At 63.6% G+C, this 16323-nt stretch carries 14 protein-coding genes; 7 read left to right on the top strand and 7 right to left on the bottom strand.

Going from position 1 to position 16323, the window contains the following annotated elements; genetic code table 11:
• The first annotated feature begins 131 nt into the window (after positions 1-131).
• Positions 132-572, top strand: coding sequence for a CBS domain-containing protein (locus tag V7773_RS00910; RefSeq protein ID WP_063321204.1), 441 nt, complete (start codon positions 132-134; stop codon positions 570-572).
• A 175-nt stretch (positions 573-747) separates the two neighbouring features.
• Here the strand turns inward: V7773_RS00910 and V7773_RS00905 are convergent, their stop codons facing one another.
• Both V7773_RS00905 and V7773_RS00900 read right to left on the bottom strand, forming a co-directional pair.
• Complete coding sequence (locus tag V7773_RS00905; protein ID WP_063321206.1) at positions 748-1785, bottom strand: AraC family transcriptional regulator; 1038 nt, start codon at positions 1783-1785, stop codon at positions 748-750.
• Complete coding sequence (locus V7773_RS00900) at positions 1782-2696, bottom strand: GGDEF domain-containing protein (RefSeq protein WP_092143243.1); 915 nt, start codon at positions 2694-2696, stop codon at positions 1782-1784. The genes V7773_RS00905 and V7773_RS00900 overlap by 4 nt, the downstream gene beginning before the upstream one ends.
• 447 nt (positions 2697-3143) lie before the next feature.
• Here V7773_RS00900 and V7773_RS00895 point away from each other — a divergent pair, with 447 nt between their 5' ends.
• The 5 genes from V7773_RS00895 (at position 3144) to V7773_RS00875 (ending at position 9798) form a co-directional block, all read left to right on the top strand.
• On the top strand, positions 3144-5666 hold the full coding sequence (locus tag V7773_RS00895) for a TonB-dependent receptor (RefSeq protein ID WP_336071730.1): 2523 nt from the start codon (positions 3144-3146) through the stop codon (positions 5664-5666).
• A 162-nt stretch (positions 5667-5828) separates the two neighbouring features.
• A complete protein-coding gene (locus V7773_RS00890; RefSeq protein ID WP_442963436.1) occupies positions 5829-7754 on the top strand; it encodes a phytase in 1926 nt (641 codons plus the stop codon).
• A gap of 64 nt (positions 7755-7818) precedes the next feature.
• The gene (gene tolQ / locus V7773_RS00885) at positions 7819-8526 is read left to right on the top strand and encodes a protein TolQ (RefSeq protein WP_092224226.1); all 708 of its coding nucleotides are present in this window, start codon (positions 7819-7821) and stop codon (positions 8524-8526) included.
• A gap of 13 nt (positions 8527-8539) precedes the next feature.
• Positions 8540-8986 carry a protein TolR gene (gene tolR, locus V7773_RS00880; protein ID WP_063321210.1) on the top strand — a complete coding sequence of 149 codons (447 nt, stop codon included), beginning with the start codon at positions 8540-8542 and terminating at the stop codon, positions 8984-8986.
• Positions 8983-9798, top strand: a complete 816-nt coding sequence (locus V7773_RS00875) for an energy transducer TonB (RefSeq protein WP_336071725.1) — start codon at positions 8983-8985, stop codon at positions 9796-9798. The genes tolR and V7773_RS00875 overlap by 4 nt, the downstream gene beginning before the upstream one ends.
• A 142-nt stretch (positions 9799-9940) precedes the next feature.
• Here V7773_RS00875 and V7773_RS00870 read toward each other — a convergent pair whose 3' ends face one another.
• The 5 genes from V7773_RS00870 to V7773_RS00850 are packed head-to-tail and all read right to left on the bottom strand — an operon-like array spanning position 9941 to position 15492.
• Positions 9941-10837, bottom strand: a complete 897-nt coding sequence (locus V7773_RS00870; protein WP_336071723.1) for a helix-turn-helix domain-containing protein — start codon at positions 10835-10837, stop codon at positions 9941-9943.
• A 32-nt stretch (positions 10838-10869) separates the two neighbouring features.
• A complete protein-coding gene (locus tag V7773_RS00865) occupies positions 10870-11337 on the bottom strand; it encodes a response regulator (RefSeq protein ID WP_018610463.1) in 468 nt (155 codons plus the stop codon).
• On the bottom strand, positions 11334-13646 hold the full coding sequence (locus tag V7773_RS00860) for an ATP-binding protein (RefSeq protein ID WP_170862073.1): 2313 nt from the start codon (positions 13644-13646) through the stop codon (positions 11334-11336). Before V7773_RS00860 ends, V7773_RS00865 begins: the two co-directional genes overlap by 4 nt.
• Entirely contained in the window at positions 13643-14311 is a 669-nt protein-coding gene (locus tag V7773_RS00855; protein ID WP_336071718.1) for a response regulator transcription factor, read from the bottom strand. Before V7773_RS00855 ends, V7773_RS00860 begins: the two co-directional genes overlap by 4 nt.
• Complete coding sequence (locus V7773_RS00850; RefSeq protein ID WP_092143270.1) at positions 14308-15492, bottom strand: sensor histidine kinase; 1185 nt, start codon at positions 15490-15492, stop codon at positions 14308-14310. Before V7773_RS00850 ends, V7773_RS00855 begins: the two co-directional genes overlap by 4 nt.
• Before the next feature lie 173 nt (positions 15493-15665).
• Here V7773_RS00850 and V7773_RS00845 point away from each other — a divergent pair, with 173 nt between their 5' ends.
• Positions 15666-16187, top strand: coding sequence for an SgcJ/EcaC family oxidoreductase (locus tag V7773_RS00845; RefSeq protein ID WP_072345326.1), 522 nt, complete (start codon positions 15666-15668; stop codon positions 16185-16187).
• The last annotated feature ends 136 nt before the right edge of the window (positions 16188-16323 follow it).

The raw sequence follows: 16323 nt of genomic DNA, 5'->3' as shown, positions 1-16323 counted from the left end.
AGCTTGCTCCCGTTGGGCTGCGCAGCGGCCCCACAATCTTGCGGGCGCTGCGCACCCGAGCGGGAGCAAGCTCCCTCGCCACAAGGGGTTCTCAAGCGAACGTATCAGGCAAGCTGCTAGGGGAATAAGCAATGAAAACCGCCGCTCAACTGGTGAGACTCAAAAGCGTGCAGCACCAGCAGGTCCACAGCATCGCTCCGGAACAGACGGTGCTCGAAGCGCTGCAAATCATGGCCGAGAAAAACGTCGGCGCGCTGCCGGTGATCGAAGACGGGCAAGTGGTGGGCGTGTTCAGCGAGCGCGATTACGCGCGCAAGATGGTGCTCAAGGGGCGGTCGTCGGTGGGTACGACGGTTCGCACCATTATGAGTGCCCCCGTGGTCACCGCCGACAGCCAGCAAAGCATCGATCGCTGCATGGAAGTCATGACCGACAGCCACCTGCGGCACTTGCCGGTGCTGGATAACGGGCAGTTGATCGGCCTGCTGTCCATTGGCGACCTGGTGAAAGAGGCGATTGTCGAGCAGGCGGATTTGATCCGGCAGTTGGAACACTACATCCGCGGGCACTGAGCCCGCAGGCTCGCATTTGTGGCGAGGGGATTTATCCCCGCTGGGCTGCGAAGCAGTCCCAAAAAAAGCACAGTCGACTCAATGCTTGGGTGATAAAAAGGGGGGCTGCTGCGCAGCCCAACGGGGATAAATCCCCTCGCCACAAGGTTGTGTCCGACTTCAGTACCTATAAGCCTCACCCCAGCATCAACAACTGCCGAATCAGGTTCGGCGTGCTACCGGTCCAGCGCTTGAACGAACGACGGAAGTTCGCCGTATCGTTGAAGCGCAAGTACTGCGCCACTTCCTCGTTGCTGAACCCCTTGACCTGGTACAGATACAAAGCCACGTGTGTGTGCACCCGATCCACCTGTTGCTGGAATCCGGTGTGGTGCTTGTGCAGCTTGCGCTTGAGGGTTGCCGGGCTCATGGCGAAGGCCTGGGCGGTCTGTTCCAGGCTGAGCGTCTGCTGCACATGAGCGTGCAGGTAGTCGTAGATACAATCCAGAAAGCTTGAAGCGAAGCCCAGTTGATCAAGCTGTTCCCGGGCTTCGATCCGCGCCACCTGGCCGGCGGTGGCTGAAACGTTGGGCCAGGGCTGGGCGAGGCAGTGGCGGGGCAGGCGCATCAGGTCCAGGGGGCGGTCGAACTGGGTGTGCTCACCCAGGTGCACCCAATACTGCTCGACGTAGCGCGGCTCGCTGTGGCGAAAACTGCACTGCCAGGGCAGGCGTTCGCCGCTGAGCCAGGTGCTCATCGCCACCATCGAGGTCATACTCGCCTCCAGTACGAAGCGCCATTGTTCATCGGCGCCGCAGCTGTCAAGCCAATGGAGGTAGGCATAGTGCTCGTCCAACAGCAGCCTCGGGGCGGCCAGCGGGCTGAGCAGCGCCTGCTGGTCGATCAGGGTTTGCAGGGCTTGATGCAGATTCTGCGCGTGGCGCAAAGCGTGGCTCGCAGGCCCGTAGTGGCCCGGCAACAGCCGCTGGCCAAACAGGAAACTGCTGTCGCTGGCATCCAGCAGGCGCCGGCTGTTGTCGATCAGGCCGAGGAACTGCTGCGGGCTGATACGGCTCTGGCCGGCGAGGATATCGTCGTGAAACAACCCGGTGCCGCGCAGCAGGCGATGGCTGTCGATGTCCCGCGACAGCGCCAGGTCGATCAGCGCGGCAGGCTGATAGTGCCCCGGAATGAAGCGGCTGTCGGTTTCGTACCAGCACGTCTTGAGCGTCATGCGCTTTTCGCCAATGTGGTCCGGGACTGGGCCAGCGCCAGGTTCAGGCGTTTGAGCAAGGCTTCGGGGGACTCGTCGAACGCCATCACCACCGCCGTGCTGGCGACCAGTTGCAACCGTTCGCTGTGTTGCCGGGTCTTGTGGGCCAGGCTGCGCACCGCAATTTCCAGCTCCAGGGCCAAGCGCCGGGCCTGGCTCTCGCCTGTATCGGGCAGCAGCACCACGAAGCGATCACCGGCCAGGCGGCACAGCAGATCCTGGCGCCGCAGGTTCAATACCAGCAACTGGCTGACGGCCTGCAACACCGCGTCGCCTTCGCCGTGGCCGAAGCGCTGGTTGATGGCGGTGAAGTTGTCAAGGTCCAGGGCTAGCAGCGACAAGGGTTGCTGGCGGCGTCGACTGTCTTCCAGGCTGGCGGACAGTTCGTGCTTGAGAAAGTCGGCGCCTCCCAGCGGCGTGAGTTTGTCGAACAGACGATGCTCACGGAACAGCCGCTCGCGCTTCTCCATCTGCCCGTTGATCGCCAGTTGCTCCCGGTGCCAGTGATAGATGCCGAGGGTCAACAGGATCATGCCCACCGGCATCGGCCCGGATTCGAGCCAGTGATCCCAGGTGATGCTGTCGGGCAAGCGGATGAATTCGTCGAGGCTGTCGATCCACCAGGAAAAGAAGATGCAGCCCAGGCCCAGGATCAGGTAATTAGTGACCCGTCCGGTCGGGCGGCTTTTCAGCACCAGCCCCAACCAGACCAGCGCCAGCAGCGCTGAGCCACCTTCGCCGAGGATGTCCAGCCAGACCCATTCGGCGACGGGTTTGAGTTCGCCGCTGGCCAAGTGCAGGATCAACCCGACGTTGGCCGCCAGCAGGAGCAGGGCGAGTTTGAGGCAGTGCGGGCGCAGCACGGAGAACATGGCCGGAATCCTTTGCCAGAAGCGGAATGCGGCCCAGCACAGCAGATGAATGTGACAGTGCGGTGACGGCGGGTGATGGGGTGGGGGAGGTCGAATCAGCTCATCGGTCATCTGGTTTTTTTGCGACAACATCGCCCCTGTGGCGAGGGAGCTTGCTCCCGCTCGACTGCGCAGCAGGCGCAGATGGTCTGTCTATCAGGACCGTGGCGCCTGGTTGTGGGGGCGCTGCGCACCCCAGCGGGAGCAAGCTCCCTCGCCACGGAGTTTCCGAGCGCGGTTCCAGTAGGTCATTTCAGCTCATTCCGGCTCGCCAGCCCCCCTAAATCAGCCGATTGCTGCCCCTCCAGCCACACCCTGTCACAGAACCGTCATTCCCCACCCCTAGCGTGCCCTCCCAGTTGCCGGGCCATTGCCTGGCGGATTTCCGGATTCCTGGGGAGGACCACCATGTATCACCGCACAAGCACTGCCGGGCTCGTCGGTTTCACGTTCACCGCATTGGCGATGGCCATTGCCAGTGAGCGGCTGAGCGCCGCCGAGCAGGCGGCCACTGAACACGTTGAAGTGGTCGGCCAGGCGGCTAGCATCGATCAGGCCCTCAAGGAGCAGCGCAACGCCGACAGCATCAAGAGCGTGGTGCATGCCGACGGTGTGGCGCAGTTGCCGGATGAAAACGTCGCCGAAGCGGTGCAGCGCCTGCCCGGTGTCAGCGTCGAGCGCGACCAGGGCGAAGGCCGGTTTGTCAGCGTGCGCGGCCTGGGACCGGACCTCAACAGCGTGACCATCAACGGCACGCTGGTGCCAGCCCCGGAGAGCGAACGCCGGGCCGTTGCGCTGGATGTGCTGCCTTCGGAGCTGGTGCAATCGTTGTCGGTGATCAAGACCCTGACGCCGGACATGGACGCCAACTCCCTGGGCGGCACGGTGGACGTCAAAAGCCTCTCCGCCTTCGACCACAAGGGCCTGTTCTACACCGGCAGCAGCGAAGCCAGCTATGACAAGAACACCAGCCAGACCAGCCCGAAATTCTCCGGCGCCATCAGTGATCGTTTCAGCCTCGGCGATGGCATCGACAATTTCGGCGTGGCCGCGGCGCTGAGCTGGCAGAAGCGTGACTTCGGTTCGGACAACGTCGAAACCGGCGGCGCCTGGGATTTCGAGCAGGGCTCGCGCCTCGAAGAGTTCGAACAGCGCGACTACGACATCCGTCGCGAGCGGGCCGGTGGCGGGTTGAACTTCGACTACAAGCCCGACGACTTCAGCAGCTATTACCTGCGCACGCTGTACAGCCGCTACAAGGACAGCGAAACCCGCAACGCCGCCAGCATTGCCTTCGAAGACCCGCAAGCCGCTGGTGAATTGGGGGACGCTGAGGGCAAGCGCAAACTCAAGCAACGTGAAGAAACCCAGCAGATCCAATCCTACGTGCTCGGTGGCGAGCGCCTGTTCGGGCTCTGGACCCTGAGCGGTCAGGGCGGCTATAGCCAATCCAGCGAAGACAGCCCCGGCCATATCGCCGGCGCCACTTTCGAAGGCATCGACGGTTTCAACGGCGGCTTCTACGACAACGACAAGCCGCGGCCGATCATCGGCTCGGGGTTCTACGATCCCGCCAACTTCAGCCTCGACAAGGTGGATTGGGAGGAGCAGAAGACCACCGACACCGAGAAAAACCTGCGCCTGGACCTGGCGCGGGACTATGACCTGCGTGGCTACGCGTCCCAGGTCAAGTTCGGTGGCAAGGTCAGCCGGCGGGACAAGGACAACGACCTCAATGCCTGGGTCTACGAGGATTTCGACGACCTGGGTTTTACCGACGAGCAGTTGAACCTTGGGCAGTTCCAGAAAGGCAATGTGGATTATCGCCTCGGCCGCTTCGGCCCGGGTATCAGCGCCGATGCGATCAAGCAGTTACTCGGCGGTCTGAATCGCGATGACTTTTTTGACGAGCAGGAGTCGCGAGTCAACGACTTCAAGATGAGCGAAGACATCAACGCCGGATACCTGATGAACACCGTCGATATCGATGACTGGCGCTTCATCGCCGGCATGCGCTACGAAGGCACGGAGTTCGACGCCAAGGGCACCGGCGCCACCGACGGCGTATTCACCGACACCGAGACCCGGCGCAAGTATCACCACTGGTTGCCGGGCCTGCATGCACGCTATCAACTGGACAAGAACACCCAGGTGCGTGCGGCCTGGACCAAATCCGTGGTGCGTCCGACCTTTGGGCAGTTGGCGCCGGGTTTTGTCATCGACGATGACGAGGCCACGTTCGGCAACCCGGAGCTCAAGCCGCTGGAATCGAGCAACCTGGACCTGGGCATCGAGCACTTCATGGGGCACGCCGGCACGGTCTCGGCCTTCGTGTTCTACAAGGACATCAAGAATTTTGTCTACAACACCGACCTGGCCGGCACGGGCGCCTGGACCGATTTTTCAGAGGCCCACAGCTACGCCAACGGCGACAGCGCCAAGCTGTACGGCCTGGAACTGGCCTACTCGCAAAAGTTCGACTGGCTGCCAGCACCTTGGAATGGCCTGCTGCTCGGCGCCAACACCACCTTCAGCCGTTCGGACGCCGAGATCGAGGGCTTCGACCAAGCCAGTGGCACCCAGCGCAAACGCAGCATCGACTTGCCGAACCAGTCGGACACGGTCGGCAACCTGATGTTGGGTTGGGAAAACGACAAGCTGAGCCTGCGGCTGTCGGCCAACTACAAATCCGCGTACCTGTTCGAGCTGGCGTCCATCAGCGACCGCGACCATGACCTGCATGTCGATGCCCAGACCTTCGTCGACTTCAGCGCGCGTTACTCGCTGACCAAGAACCTGCAAGTCAGCCTCGAGGCCCAGAACCTCACCGACGAGCCGTATTTCGTCTACACCGGCCACCGCTCCTACAACGGCCAGTACGAAGAGTACGGCCCGACCTACAAGCTGGGGCTGACCTTTACCCATTTCTAGGTGCCGATGCAGATCACCTGTGGCGAGGGAGCTAGCTCCCGCTGGGCTGCGCAGCAGACCTGTTGTGTGGGCGCTACGCACCCAAGCGGGAGCAAGCTCCCTCGCCACAGGAATAGTGGACATGCCATTTCTGAAGTTGGCCCAATGACAAGGATTTTCCCGTTGATCACGATGTTTTTCTTACCCAAGCGCTGCCTACTGGCGATGGCGCTCAGCCTGGCATCAGCTGCCGCGCTGGCGGCTGCTTCAGCGCCCAAGCTAAAGCTGCAACCCTGGCCTCAAGCCGAACAACGGTCGATCAACGCCCTGGCATTCCTGCCTGGCCCTTCGACGACCGAACGCCTGGCCAGCACCCGCGAGGGCCTGTTCTTGCTCGATGCCCAAGGTCGCGAACTGACGCGCCTGAAGGGCACCTTCGAAGGTGTCGATAGCCGTGCCCAAGGCGAGAACGTGCTGGTCGCCAGCCTCGACAGCGAGCGCCAGCAAGCCATGGTCGTCAGCCTCGACCCACAAAGCCGCCAGTGGGGCACGCCGCTGTACCTGCCCACGCGGGACTTCCCGGTCAACGGCCTGTGCCTGTACCGCGACGAGGCGAGCAACCTGTTTGTGTTCCTGGTCGGCGAGGAAGGCAAGGGCGAGCAATGGCTGGTGGGCAATGGCGAGCGCCTGAGCGACACCGCGCAACGGGTGCGGGGCCTGCCGTTGCCGCCGGATGCCAAGACCTGCCAGGTGCAGGACAGCGCTAATCAGTTATTCGTCAACGAGGAGCGGGTGGGTTGGTGGGCCTACCCGGCATCCTCTGAGGCCGAGACCGTGCGGGTGCCCGTGGCGATGCGCGCACCGTTCGGCGAGCTCCAGCAACGCGCCGGGGCCATGGCCGTGTTGCCGGGCGGCCTGTTGGGGCTGGACCCGGAAGCGGCGCGCCTGCATGTGTATCAGCAGCAGGGAGAGGGGTGGAGTGCTAAAGCCAGTCTGCCGCTGGTGGGTCTGAAGGAGCCGGAAAACCTCGCGGCGCGGCTGACGAAAAGTGGCGTCGAAGTGCTGCTGCGCGACGATGACAACGGTCACCTGTACCAAGGTGAAATCAGCTGGAAACCCACGCCAGTGCCTTTGCCGCCGGTACTGCCCACTGTGACGGCCATCGTCCAGAGCGAACCGGTGGCCCGCCAGGGCGATGCCGCCGATGACCCGGCGATCTGGGTGCATCCAACGACGCCCGGGCTGAGCCGGGTGCTGGGCACCAACAAGAAGCAAGGCCTGCTGGCCTATAACCTGCAAGGCAAGCTGCTGCAGGAACTGGCGGTCGGGCGCCTGAATAACGTCGATGTACGGGCGAACTTCAAACTGGGCACGCAAACCGTCGATCTGGCCGTGGCCAGCAACCGAGATCGCAACAGCTTGAGCCTGTTCAGTATCGACCGCGCCAGTGGCGAGTTGCGCGAAGCGGGCGAGATCATGACGTCATTGCAGGAAATCTACGGCATCTGCCTGTTCCAACCTGCCGAAGGTGAGCTGTATGCCTTCGCCAACGGCAAGGACGGGCGCTTCGTGCAGTACCGCCTGAGCGCGCCGGACGGCGTGGTGAAAGGCCAGTTGGTGCGCCAGTTCAGCGTCGACAGCCAGCCCGAAGGTTGCGTGGCAGATGAGCGGCGCCAGCGTCTGTTTCTCGGTGAAGAGGATGTAGGCGTCTGGGAGGTGGATGCCCGGGCCGACCAACCGGCGATCTTGAACAGTGTGATCAAGGTTGGCCCATTGTTGCACGCTGACGTTGAGGGCATGGCCTTGTACCAGGCCAACGGCCACGACTACCTGGTGATCTCCAGCCAGGGCAACGACAGCTACCTGGTGCTCGATGCCGAGCCGCCTTATGCCGTGCGGGGCGCCTTCCGGGTCGGCCTGAACGCTGCCGCGGGCATTGATGGCGCGTCGGAAACCGATGGCCTGGAGGTGACCTCGATGAACCTCGGCGGGCCTTGGAGCCAGGGCATGCTGGTGGTCCAGGATGGACGCAAGCGCATGCCCGAGCAGACCCAGAACTTCAAGTTCGTGCCCTGGGCCGACGTGGCGAAAGCGCTGCGCCTGCCTTGAGCGACGCTGTCATCAACCGGTCACGAACATTTCATCGAATAACCGCCAGACAGGAGTTTCAACCATGCAAGCCACTCTGGAACACATGACGATCTGGGGCCTGATCAGTGACGCGAGTCTGCTGGTCAAGGCGGTCATGCTCACGTTGCTGCTGGCCTCGCTATTGAGCTGGTATCTGATCATCCAGCGCAGCGCCGTGCTGCAACGCAACGAGCGTCAGTTCCACGGTTTCATGCAGCGTTTTCGCAGCAGCCAGGATCTGTTGCCCTTGTACCGGGAACACGCACAAGTCCGCGAAGAAGACGCTGGTGTCACGCCGATTTTTCAGGCGGGTGTGCTGGCCTTCACTCAGCTCAACCAACCTTCAAGCACGCCAGAAGTGGTGCTTGAAGGCGTCGAGCGCGCGCTGCAAGTGGCGATCAGCGAACAGGAAATACAGCTGGAAAAAGGCCTGCAATTTCTCGCCACCGTCGGTTCGGTCAGCCCCTACATTGGTTTGTTCGGCACCGTCTGGGGGATCATGAATGCCTTTATCGGCCTGTCCCAAGTGCAACAGGCCAGCCTTTCCACTGTGGCGCCGGGTATTGCCGAAGCGCTGATCGCCACGGCCATCGGCTTGTTCGCGGCGATCCCAGCGGTCATTGCCTATAACCGTTTCGCCGCTCGCGGCCAGACCCTGCTGACCCGTTACTACGCCTTTGGCAACGAGCTGCAGGCGCGTCTGCACCGCAAGCTGCACGGTGCACCGGTAAACCTGGCCACGGCCGCTTGAGAGGAGAGGGCAGATGCTCGTCAAGCCACAACGCAAGCACGGTCCCAAGGCCGAAATGAACGTGGTGCCGTACATCGACGTGATGTTGGTGCTGCTGGTGATTTTCATGGTCACCGCACCGATGCTGACCCAGGGCGTGAAGATCGAACTGCCCAAGGTCGCCAGCGAAGCACTGGCCAACGACAGTCGCCAGCAAATCCTCACCCTGTCGGTCAAGGCCGAGGGCGGTTACTACTGGAACCTGGGCGGTGAGCTGGACACCCACCACGCTACTGACAGCGCTGTGGATCTGGAGCAGATGCGCGTGAAGGTGGCGCAGGTCGTGGCCGAGCGCAGCGATACCCAGGTGTACATCCGTGCCGACGAGCATGCCGATTATGGCCGGGTCGTTGCAGCCATGGCCGCGTTGCAGCAGGGCGGCGTGAGCAATCTGGGACTGGTGACCGAGGCGCCGCAATGACGGCGATGATCATGCACAGGCCCTCCTTGAGCGTGCCTGCGCTGGGCCGTCGCTTCTGGAAAAACGGCCTGGCGGCGGGGCTCGCCGTGGCCCTGCACGCGGGTGTGGTGGCGTTGTTGGTGCTGGGTTGGAGCGTGGAAAAGCCAGCCGCCGAGGCGCCCCGGGTGTTGCGCACGCAACTGGTGATGTTGCCAGCGGCACCGGTGCCCGAAGCGCCTGCACCGGCCGCTGTTATTCCTGTAGCACGGCCATCGGCCGAGCCGACTTCGGCGCCGGTAGAAGCGCCGCGTCCCGTTCCCAGCCAACCTGTTGTCGATCTGCGTGTCCAGGCACAGAAACTGGAGCAGGCGGCCCTGGCCCGCAAACGGGTCGAGGAGCAAAAGCGCGAGCAACAGGCCCAACAGCAGCGCGAACGCCAGGAAAGCGAACGACGCAGGCAAGACGCCGAGCAGCAGGTCGCCGAACAACAGCGTCAGGCCCGGCAGGCGCAAGCACTTGCCGAGCAACGCCAAGCCGAGCAGGCGCGCCAGGCCGTCGCCGACAGCCGCAGCTACCAACCGCTGAGCAAGCAAGCCCCGGACTATCCACAACGCGCCCTGGACAAGGGCCTGGAAGGCGATTGCACCGTGGAATACAGCGTGACGCCGGACGGGCGGATCGATAACCCCAAGGTGCTCGACGGTTGCCACCCATTGTTCATCCGACCGTCCTTGGCTGCCGCCCAGACGTTTCGTTATCAGCCGCGGATCATCGATGGCAAGGCGGTGACGGTGCCGGCAGTGCGCAATACCTTCCACTACCGGATCAAATAAACGCCGTATCTAGACATCGGCCAAGAACCCCATTGTGGCGAGGGAGCTTGCTCCCGCTGGAGCGCGCAGCGGTCCCAAAATCTTGCGGTCGCTTCGCAACCGAGCGGGAGCAAGCTACCTCGCCACAGGGGATGTGTGGTCCTTACTTGCGGTAATGACTTGGCGCCACACCCACTTCGCGGCGGAATACCTGGGAGAAGTGACTGGCGCTGCCATAGCCGACCTCCAGGCCGATATCGATGACGCTGCGCTCGGTTTCCAGCAGCAGTTGCCGGGCCCGGGCCATTCTCAGTTGGATGAAGTATTGCGAAGGTGATCGCCCGGTGGCGCGTTTGAACAGGCGGCTGAAGTGGTATTCGCTCATACCGATGGCTTGGGCCAGGTCACCGAGGCTGAAGGGTTCGGCCAGGTGTTGTTCCATCAACTGGGTCACCCGCTTGAGCTTGAAAGCGGGCAGGGCGTTACGTCCGGACATGTCGTCGGCACTGGCATCCAGATAATGCCGCGCCAGGTGCACCGCTACGCACTGAGCCACGCCCTGGATCAGCAAGGCACTGGTTTCACCGCGCCGGGTCAATTCCGCCCGAATCTGTTCGAGCAAGGCCGAAAGTGCTTCATCCCGCCCGCCAGAGACTTCCCGCAGCTGGATCGCGCCGCTGCCGCCGGCTTCGGCAAGGGCGCGTTCCAGCAATGCCAACCCCAGGTACAGGTGCATGACCACAAACGGCTCGCGACTGGTCACTTGCCAGCGCATCTCATAAGGAACCGGGGATGTGGTCAGGAAAAAATCTCCGCTGCCCACGGTATTCGCTTCCCACGCCTCGTCGGCAACGCGCTCCTCGACGATGGCTTCCCCGGACAGGACCCAGACGAGCAACGGTTCGGCCACTGCCGGCACGACGATGTGTGCTTCGCTGCGCTCACGGACGAAGATCTCGACCAGAATCTCCTTGGCCGATACGCCGTCGGACGTCGCCAGGCGCTCGCCGCGAATGTGTGCCTGCAGGCCGGTTGCTGATGTTCGTTCAGTGACTTCCATGCTTCGCATGCCTCGATGGAACGGCCGCCAGGTCAAGCCGGGCCGGCAGCAGGACGGTGCTGGCGCAACAGTTCGATCTGCTGGGACGGGATCAACTCGCGCAACGCCTTATAGAGCGCGCGAGTTTCGAGCAGGTTCCAGATGCGCAACATGGTTTCCAGCGCGTCCAAGGGTTTGCTGATGAAATCCCGGGCGCCGAGGGCCAGGGCCCGCAGGCGCGTGTCTCGGGTCGCGTCGGCAGTCAGCACCAGGATCGGCAGGTAATCATTGGCCGGAATGCGCCGGTTGAGTTGCTCCAGCACGGCAAAGCCGTCGAACGCCGGCATGTGCAGGTCGAGGATGACCAGGTCCGGCTCGAAGCTGTTGAACAGGTCGAGCGTGCGCAAAGGTTCGGTGCTGCTCAGCACGTTGTGCAACCCTTCGCGGGCCAGCAGTTGTTCCATCAGGTCCAGGTTGGGGCGCTGATCGTCGACGATCAGAATGCGCAAGTCGCGATTCATGCGGGCTCCGGTAGATAGTGCTCGAGGTGGCCCAGGAAGGCCTGGATATGAATAGGTTTGGTCAGGATCGCCGTGGCGCCGGCGTCACGCAGGGCGCGGTGGGTCAGGTCGCTGGCATCGGCGGTGATCATCAGCACGGGCGTGGCGGCGGTGGCCGGGGACTGGCGCAGGCGGCGCAAGACTTCCAGGCCTTCGAGGTCAGGCAGGCTGACGTCCAGCAGGATCAGTTGCGGGCTGTGCTGGCGAGCGAGGTCCAGGCCCATCTGGCCTTGCATGCTCGACAACAGCTGGATGCCCGGGCGACGTTGCATCAGGGTTTCGATCAGCGCCAGGCTCGACAGGTTGTCTTCGATGCACAGGACCTTGCCGTGATAGTCCAGAGGCGAACGCGTCACCGCCAGGGCGGCGATGGGTGGCAAATGCGCGCCAACTACCTGGGTGCCGGGCAGTTGCAGGGTGAAACAGCAGCCGTGTCCGGGCTCGCTGTGGACCTGCAAGTTACCTTGCATCATTTCCAGCAGGCTCTTGCTCAACGACAACCCCAAGCCAGTGCCCTCGACCTGGGGATCGGCACCCAGGCGTTCGAAGGGCTTGAACAGTTGGTCCAGCTGTTCCGGGGCAATGCCATGACCCGTGTCGTTGACGGCGATGCTCACCTGATGGGCCTGGACGCTGACTTCGATGCGCACCTCACCGCCGGGCCGGTTGTACTTGATGGCGTTGGACAGCAGGTTGAGCAGTACCTGCACCAGGCGTTGGCGGTCCGCGAGCACGCCGCTGTCGTCGGGCAGCGCTGGCAGCTCGGCCAAGTGGATCCCGGCGTCGGCGGCCATCGGTGAAACCAAGGTCAGGGCTTCGTGCAGCACCGTCGACAGGGCGATCGGCTCGATGTTCAGCGGCAGGCGCCCGGCTTCGATCCGGGCAATGTCCAGCACCTCGTTGATCAGCGCCAGCAAGTGCTGGCCGGCCCGCAGGATATGACTGACCTGGGGGCGTTGGCCAGCCGTGGAGTCCATATCCAGCAATTGAGCAAAACCGAGGATGGCGTTCAGTGGCGTACGCAGCTCATGGCTCATGCGCGAGAGAAACTCGCTCTTGGCCCGGCTGGCGCTTTCGGCTTCTTCGCGGGCGGTACGCAGGGCGATCTCGGCAGCGCGCCGGTCGGTGATGTCGCGGGTGATCTTGGAAAAACCGCGCAAGGCGCCGGTGCCATCGTATTGGGCGGTGATGACCACGCTGGCCCAGAAGCGGCTGCCGTCCTTGCGGCAACGCCAGCCTTCTTCCATGTAATGACCGTCGCGGGTGGCTTCGCGCAAGGCCATGTCCGGGTGCGCCGGGCATTCCTCGGCCAGGTAGAACAGGGAAAAATGGCGGCCGAGGATTTCCTGCTCGGTGTAGCCCTTGATCCGCTGCGCGCCGGCGTTCCAGGTGGTGACGTAGCCTTGGGCATTCAAAGCGAAGATCCCATAGTCCTTCACGCCATCGATGATCAGCCGCAAGCGCTCCTCGTTGTCGCGCAGGGCCCGCTCGCGTTCGGCGAGCAACTGTCCGGCCTCCACCAGGCGCGTGCCGAGCTGGCCTATTTCGTCCTGCTCCGGCGGTTGCGGCAACAAGGGTTGGCCCAATGCCAGGCGCTGGGCGTTGCCTTGCACCTGCTGGACGCGGGCGACAATGCCCTTGGACAGGAACAACACCGCGACAATCGCCCCCAGCAGCCCGCATACCGCCGCCAGCAAGGTGGCGAACAACAGGCGCATGCGCGTGGCCGAGGCGGCGGCGCTGCGGTCGGCGAGCAGGGCGTCCTCGCGGATGCGCATGGCGCTGATCTGCTCGCGCAGCACATCCAGCACCTGTTTGTTTTCGATCAGGATCGCGGTGATGGCCTCGGGGTCGTCGCGCTTGCCGTTGCGCAACGCGAGCAGACCGTCGAGTTTGTCGGCGATCAGCGGGGTGATGGTCTTGAGGTGTTCACGCATCCTGGCATCGCGAATGTTGTGGTCCAGGCGCTGCAACGCCGCGTGGATCAGCGGCGTGGCCTGTTCGTAGCTGGGCAGGAAATCTTCGCGCCGGGTCAGCAGGTAACCTCGTACGCTGGCCGCTGCCTCGGCCAACAGGGTATGGACTGTCTGGATATCGCCCTGGACCAGCAGCACCCGGCGCACGTCCTCTTCGGCCCGTGCGGTCTGGCGTTCGGTGATATAGATCAGCACCAGCGACAGCAGCAGGACCACCAGCGGCAGGGAAATCACCACCAGGGCCTTGCCTCGCAAGGGCAGGTCGGCCCAGCGGCGGGCGGCGAGAAACCTCATGGCCATTGCCCGGAGGGTTGCGCCACCAGGCCCAGGGCAACGCCGCGCACGGCGGCCTGGGTCCGGTCGGCGGCGCCCAGTTTGCCGATGACTCGCTCTACGTGGGCCTTGGCCGTGCCGGGCGCGATGCCCAGCTTTTCGCCGATTTCACGGTTGCTGAAACCGCCGGCCACCAGACCCAGGACCTGGCGTTCTCGGGCGGTCAGGGCCTGGACTTGAGTGGCGCCATTGGCACCGCGCTCGGCCATGCGGCGCAGCAGGCGCGCGCTGACCGAACTGTTCAACGCCTCTTCGCCCTGGGCGACCCGTTTGAGGGCGTCGAGCACTTCATTGCGGCTGGCGTCCTTGAGCAGATAGCCGACCGCGCCCGCACCGATGGCGGCTTCGAGGTGGTCTGGGCTGTCATCCATGGTGAAAATCACGACTTTGATTCCGGGCTGGCGCTGTTGCAGGATCCGCGCCGCGCCCAGGCCGTTGAGGACGGGCATGCGGATGTCGAGAATCGCGATGTCCGGCTGTAGCCGCTCGCACAGGTCGAGGGCTTCCTGGCCGTCGCGGGCCTGGCCGACGACCTCGAATCCCGGGTTGCCGGCGAGCATGCTGATAAACCCGGTGCGGGTGACTTCGTGGTCATCGGCCAGCAGCAGGCGCAAGGGAGGGGTCATGGGTGTCCTCCGTGGGCCGGTAGCGGCACGCTGGCCAGCAGTCGGGTGCCGCCGCCGGGCTGGCTGCAACAGCTCAAGTGGCCGTCCAGCAAGTGCGCGCGTTCCTGCATGGCGGCCAGTCCCAGATGGCAACTGCCATTGGTTTCGATGGGTTGCTCCAGGGCAAAGCCACGGCCGTCGTCCTCCACGCGCAGGCAAGCGTGGCCGTCTTCTACCGCCAATCCCAAACACACGTGGCTGGCCTGGGCGTGCTTGAGGATGTTGTTGATGCCTTCCTGGGCAATGCGAAACAAGGCGATCTCCGTGTGGCCCGGCAGGCGCGCGGTGCTGTGTTCGACCCAGGTCACCGTCAGGTCCGCGTCACGCAGGCGGTCGGCTTCCTTGTCGACGGCTTTGTACAGGCCGAAATCATCCAGTACGTGGGGGCGCAGGCCACCGATCAACTGCCGGCCCTCGCCAACGCAGCCTTGGGCCAGGTCGAGGATGCTTTGCAGCTCGTTGGCCAGTGCAGGCGGTAGCGACGGGCAGCGACCGGCGAAGCCCTGCAAGCGCTGATGCAAACCGGCGAGGTTCTGTGCCAGGCCGTCGTGCAGGTCGTAGGCCACGCGCTTGCGTTCGTCTTCCTGGGCGCTGAACAGGCGGTGGACCAACTCGGACATGGTCCGCTCGCGGGCCTGGAGTGCTTCGAGCAGACGGCTGTTCTCCAAGTGCGCCGCCAACAGCGTTGCCAGCAATTGCAGCGATTCGATGTCTTCGTTGTCCGGCGCGCCGAGGGCCACGCTGTTACCCAGCAACAACGCCCCGAACGCTATACCGTCGGAGGCCCGCAACGGCACCCGCAAGACCTGGGGCAGGGCGCTGCCGGGCGACTCCAGCCATTGTGGGCCGGGCGTTTGTGGCCGGGCCAGGTTGGCGAGCAGCTCGAGTCGCTCCGCGCTGCCGTGGCTGGCGAGGGTGCGCAACGGGTGGTCCGGTGCCCACTCCAGCAGCAGGCCATGGTCCATGGCCATGAACGCGCACGCCCGTTGCAGCGCACGCTGGCGCATGGCCGACAGGGGCAGTTGCGTCAGTTCATGGCCGGTGCCCAGCAGCAGGCCCAGGCGTGCGGCGCGGCTTTGCGACTGGCGATATTGGCTGCGGATGGCCAGGGCGCTGCCGGGGTCATGGGGTGGGCTTTGCATGGGGAACTCCAGCGTGGAAGAGGACCGGTCCGGTTCGCGGTGGCGTCATTAGAACGTGTCACCGGCACCGGGCCTATCTGCCGAACGGCATAGGCGATTGGCACCGGTTGGCCGATGGCGAAGGCAGGGAAGGCCGGCAAAGTGGCCCCATTGAAACCCAAAGGAACACTTTGATGAAAATGAAAACCTGCGCCATTGCTGCTTTGTTCCTGCTGGCCGCACCGCTTGTCCAGGCGCTTGAGGCTACGCCTTATGTGTATCGCACGGTGGCCGAGTTGCCCAAGAATGTGAATGACCGCGAGATCGCGGCATTGTTCGACCGCTGGAACGCCGCGCTGCAAACCGGTAGCGCCACAGCCGTGACCGGCCTCTACGCCCCGGATGCGATTTTGCAACCGACTGTTTCCAACAAGGTGCGCAACACACCGGCGCAGATCCAGGATTACTTCGAGCATTTCCTGGCCGGCAAACCGGTCGGGCAAATCAACTACCGGGAGATCCGCCATCTGGGCCCCGATGCGGCGATGGACAGTGGTGTCTATACCTTCACGCTCACCCAGGCCGACGGTTCCAAGCGCGAGGTCCAGGCGCGCTACACCTTCCTCTATGAGCGCCTCGATGGCCAGTGGAAGATCATCAACCATCACTCATCGGCCATGCCCGAGGTGGCGAAGACCTTGCACGCGAGTCACTGATCGCACTGCTCGCTCCCACAGGATTCCAAATCTGCCCTGTGGCGAGGGAGCTTGCTCCCGCTGGGCTGCGTAGCAGCCCCCAATCAATCCCACCCCCTGTTTAGACACACTTTGTATAAAGAGCTTGGATTAACGC

Source organism: Pseudomonas sp. 3JA (assembly GCF_036961705.1).
In the GTDB taxonomy this organism is placed as follows: domain Bacteria; phylum Pseudomonadota; class Gammaproteobacteria; order Pseudomonadales; family Pseudomonadaceae; genus Aquipseudomonas; species Aquipseudomonas fluorescens_Q.
The sequence above is the reverse complement of the archived record's forward strand: the minus strand, read 5'-3'. Positions and strand labels throughout refer to the sequence as shown.